Raw genomic sequence first — 4,044 nt, forward strand, 5'->3', positions numbered from 1 at the left:
CCCGGTGCGGCACCGTACGCTGCCCTGATGGCCACCACCCGCGTCGAACGGGCCTTCGACGGCGTCGGTGGTGTGCGCATCGTCTACGACGCCTGGACGCCCGAGGTCGCGCCACGGGCCGTGGTCGTCCTGTCGCACGGCTTCGGTGAGCACGCCCGTCGCTACGACCACGTCGCGCTGCGGTTCGGCGAGGCCGGGCTGGCAACGTACGCGCTGGATCTTCGGGGGCACGGCCGATCGGGCGGCAAGCGGGTGCTGTGCAAGGGTATGTCCGAATACACCAGGGACTTCCACACCTTGGTCGGCGTCGCCACCAGGGAGCACCCCGGTGTGCCCTGCGTGGTCCTCGGGCACAGCATGGGCGGTGCGATTGTCTTCAGCTACGGCGTGGACCACCCCGACGACTATCAGCTGATGGTGCTGTCCGGCCCGGCGGTGGCCATGCAGACCGTCGTGCCACGCCTGCTGGTGATCGCAGCCAAAGTGCTCGGGCGCATCGCGCCGGGGCTGCCGGTGCAGGCCCTCGACTCGTCGGCGGTGTCGCGTGACCCCGAGGTGGTGGCCGCCTACGACAACGACCCGCTGGTCCACCACGGCCGGGTGCCTGCCGGCGTCGCACGGGCGTTGGTGTTGGTCGGCGAGACGATGCAGCAGCGTGCCGCGGCGCTGGCCGCTCCGCTGCTCATCCTGCACGGCGGGGAAGACCGGCTGGTCCCCGTCGACGGCAGTCGGCAGCTGGCGGCCTGCGTCGGGTCTGCCGACGTGCGGTTGACCATCTATCCGGGGCTCTACCACGAGGTTTTCAACGAACCGGAGCATGATTTCGTGCTGGCCGACGTGGTGGAGTGGATCGACACGCGGTTGTGATATCTGGTCTTGTCGAGACTTGTCACAGGGGTCGGCTAGCTTTGCGGGCATGACTCGCGATGACAAGATGTTGGCGCGCATCGCCGCGCTGCTGCGCCAGGCCGAGGGCACCGACAACGAGCACGAGGCCGAGGCGTTTATGGCGGCGGCGCAACGACTGGCAACTGCGACCTCTATCGACCTGGCGGTTGCCCGCTCGCACGCGGCTGCCCGCTCCCGGGCGCAGACGCCGGTCCAGCGCACCATCACCATCGGGCAGCCAGGTACCAGGGGATTGCGCACCTACGTGCAACTGTTCGTCGTGATCGCATCGGCCAACGACGTGCGCTGTGACGTGGCGTCGAATTCGACGTTCGTCTACGCCTACGGCTTCGCCGAGGACATCGACGCCAGCCATGCCCTCTACGCCGGCCTGGTGGTCCAGATGGTGCGGGCGTCGGACGCCTACGTCGCCTCCGGCGCGCACCGTCCCACCCCGACGATCACCGCCCGGCTGAACTTCCAGCTGGCGTTCGGTGCCCGGGTCGGCCGGCGGCTGGCCGAGGCTCGCGAACAAGCCCGCCAGGACGCCGAGAAGGATAGTGGGCGTTCGCCGGGCACCGCTATCGCACTGCGCAACAAAGACATCGAGCTGCGAGATTACTACCGCAGCGCGTCGGCGGCACGCGGCACCTGGCGAGCCAGCCGCGCCTCGGCGGGTTATTCGTCAGCGGCCCGCCGCGCCGGGGACCGGGCCGGCAGACGGGCGCGGCTCGGCGACAGCCCGGAGCTGCCGACAGCGCGGGCCGCGTTGGGGCAGTGAACGAATTCCTTGCTGAACCCGACGCGCAACGCTCAAGGGTCTACGCCGCCGAAGAATTCGTCCGGACGTTGTTTGACCGCGCCGCTGAGCACGGAACGGGCAGCGTCGACTTCTTCGGCACTGAGCTGACCCTGCCGCCGGAGGCGCGGTTCGCGTCGGTTGCGGCGGTGCAGCGATACGTCGATGACGTGTTGGCACTGTCGGCGGTTCGGCAGCGGTGGCCGGCGGTCAGCCCGCTGTCGGTGCGGCCCCGACACGGGACGACCGCAGCACATTATGAAAGCCGTGGCAGCGCAGGCGTCATCGCGGTTCCCGACCGGCACGCCGCTGGCTGGGCGATGCGTGAGCTGGTCGTCCTGCACGAGATCGCACACCACCTCTGCGATGCCTCGCCGCCGCACGGACCGCAGTTCGTCGCGACCTTCTGCGCCTTGGCCGAACTGGTCGTGGGCCCCGAGTTAGGGCACGTGCTGCGGGTGGTCTACGCGAAGGAGGGCGTCCGGTGACAGTTACGGTTCAACAGTCACGGCGCCGCGATTCGCGCTTGCCAGCTGGGCTAGGTGGCGACGACCATGTCGTCGCCGCAGGTGCACCGATACGGTCCACTCGCGCCGGGGCAGTGGCAGGCCACCTCGATGCGAACTCGGCAACCACAGTCCTCGTGGGTGCAGGTCAGCAATGTCCCGGCTTCGTTGTTTGCCATGTGATCTGTCCTTATCTCGTGAATCTCGGTGCGGAACCACTCTATCATATACCCCCTACGGGTACTGGGTTATATCGGTGAATATCAGGTACCGTGATCGGCTAACGTTGGTCGCGTGACCCAGCAGTCGACTCCCGAAGACGTGGACGCGTTCTTGGACCGGACTCTGGTCGACGATGATCCCGAGATGGCTGCCGTACTCGCAGCCAGCGAAGCGGCCGGCTTGCCGAGAATCGCAGTCTCGCCGCAGCAGGGAAAGTTCTTGTATCTGCTGGCGAGCGCGGTCGGAGCCCGGCGCGTCCTGGAGATCGGGACCCTGGGCGGCTACAGCACCGTTTGGCTGGCCCGCGGGGCGGGTCCGCAGGGCCGGGTGCTGACGCTGGAATACAACCCCAGGCATGCCGAGGTGGCGCGGACCAATACCGCCCGCGCCGGTGTCGGCGACCGGGTGGAGGTGATCGCCGGGGCGGCGCTGGAGACCCTGCCGACCGTAACCGGCGGCCCGTTCGATCTGGTGTTCATCGACGCCGACAAGGAGAACAACGCCGCGTATCTGGAGTGGGCCGTACGGCTGGCTCGTCCGGGCGCAGTCATTGTGGTCGACAACGTGATTCGGGAAGGCGAAATCCTGGCGCCCGGCGACAACGAGGAGGCGCAGGGAACGCGCAGGTCGCTGGAGTTGCTCGGCGAACACCCCCGTCTGGACGCGGCGGTGATCCAGACGGTGGGAGTCAAGGGCTGGGACGGCTTCGCCCTCGCCCTGGTGAAATAGCTACCCCCGGCGCCCTCCGGCACCCTCCGGCGCGAGCATGCGCAAAATCGCACGCTGCGGGCGCTGCGAGTGCGAGTTTGCGCATGCTCGCCGGGGCAGCGGGGGCAGCCGGGGCAGCGGGGGCAGCCGGGGCAGCGGGGGCAGCAGGGGCAGGGGGAAAGGGGGGTTACCCGCAGACTGCGCCGGTGGCGGCCGAGCCGACCAGCTTGCGGTATTTGGCCAGCACGCCGGTGGTGTAGTGCGGCAGCGGTGGAGTGAAACCCGCACTGCGGGCAGCGAGTTCGGTCGGGTCGACCAAGATGTCCAGCGTCGCCCCGGCCACGTCCAGCCGGATCCGGTCGCCATCGTGGATGAACGCGATCGGCCCGGCGTCGACCGCCTCGGGGGCGACATGGCCCACGCATAGGCCGGTGGTACCGCCGGAGAACCGGCCGTCGGTGAGCAGCAGCACGTCCTTGCCCAGCCCGGCACCCTTGATGGCGGCGGTGATCGCCAGCATCTCGCGCATCCCCGGTCCGCCCTTGGGGCCCTCGTAGCGGATCACCACGGCGTCGCCAGAGCGGATGGTGCCGTCCTCCAACGCATCCAGTGCCGCCCGCTCGCCGTCGAAAACCCGTGCGGTGGCTTCGAACACCTTCGTGTCGAATCCGGCCGTCTTGACCACCGCCCCCTCCGGGGCCAGCGATCCGTACAGGATGGTGATACCGCCGGTCGGGTGGATCGGATGGTTCAGCGCACGCAGCACCTTGCCGTCGGTGTCCGGCGGTGCGACCTGCGCCAGGTTCTCGGCGACGGTCTGGCCGGTCACGGTCAGGCAGTCACCGTGGAGAAGACCGGCATCGAGCAGGGCCTTCATCACCACCGGTACGCCGCCGACCCGGTCCACGTCGGACATCACAT

At 68.8% G+C, this 4,044-nt stretch carries 6 protein-coding genes; 4 read left to right on the plus strand and 2 right to left on the minus strand.

The annotated features are described in order from the left end of the window. Positions 1–27 precede the first annotated feature (27 nt). Genes AC2VOP_RS14115 through AC2VOP_RS14125 form a run of 3 tightly spaced genes read left to right on the plus strand, consistent with a single transcriptional unit; the run spans position 28 to position 2,175 of the window. Positions 28–867, plus strand: a complete 840-nt coding sequence (locus AC2VOP_RS14115) for a lysophospholipase (RefSeq protein ID WP_486961557.1) — start codon at positions 28–30, stop codon at positions 865–867. A gap of 49 nt (positions 868–916) precedes the next feature. Continuing rightward, positions 917–1,669 (plus strand): DUF2786 domain-containing protein, encoded by a 753-nt coding sequence (locus tag AC2VOP_RS14120; protein WP_486961552.1) that lies wholly within the window; start codon positions 917–919, stop codon positions 1,667–1,669. Beyond that, a complete protein-coding gene (locus AC2VOP_RS14125) occupies positions 1,666–2,175 on the plus strand; it encodes a TIGR04338 family metallohydrolase (RefSeq protein ID WP_486961553.1) in 510 nt (169 codons plus the stop codon). The genes AC2VOP_RS14120 and AC2VOP_RS14125 overlap by 4 nt, the downstream gene beginning before the upstream one ends. A 50-nt stretch (positions 2,176–2,225) precedes the next feature. Here the strand turns inward: AC2VOP_RS14125 and mymT are convergent, their stop codons facing one another. Continuing rightward, positions 2,226–2,372 carry a copper-binding metallothionein MymT gene (gene mymT, locus AC2VOP_RS14130; RefSeq protein ID WP_486961554.1) on the minus strand — a complete coding sequence of 49 codons (147 nt, stop codon included), beginning with the start codon at positions 2,370–2,372 and terminating at the stop codon, positions 2,226–2,228. A 115-nt stretch (positions 2,373–2,487) separates the two neighbouring features. Here mymT and AC2VOP_RS14135 point away from each other — a divergent pair, with 115 nt between their 5' ends. After that, complete coding sequence (locus AC2VOP_RS14135; protein ID WP_486961555.1) at positions 2,488–3,144, plus strand: O-methyltransferase; 657 nt, start codon at positions 2,488–2,490, stop codon at positions 3,142–3,144. Between the two features lie 166 nt (positions 3,145–3,310). Here AC2VOP_RS14135 and AC2VOP_RS14140 read toward each other — a convergent pair. Further along, a partial coding sequence (locus AC2VOP_RS14140; RefSeq protein WP_486961556.1) for a dihydroxy-acid dehydratase domain-containing protein occupies positions 3,311–4,044 on the minus strand: 734 nt, incomplete at its 5' end.

It is taken from the genome of Mycobacterium sp. TH-M106, assembly GCF_057473765.1.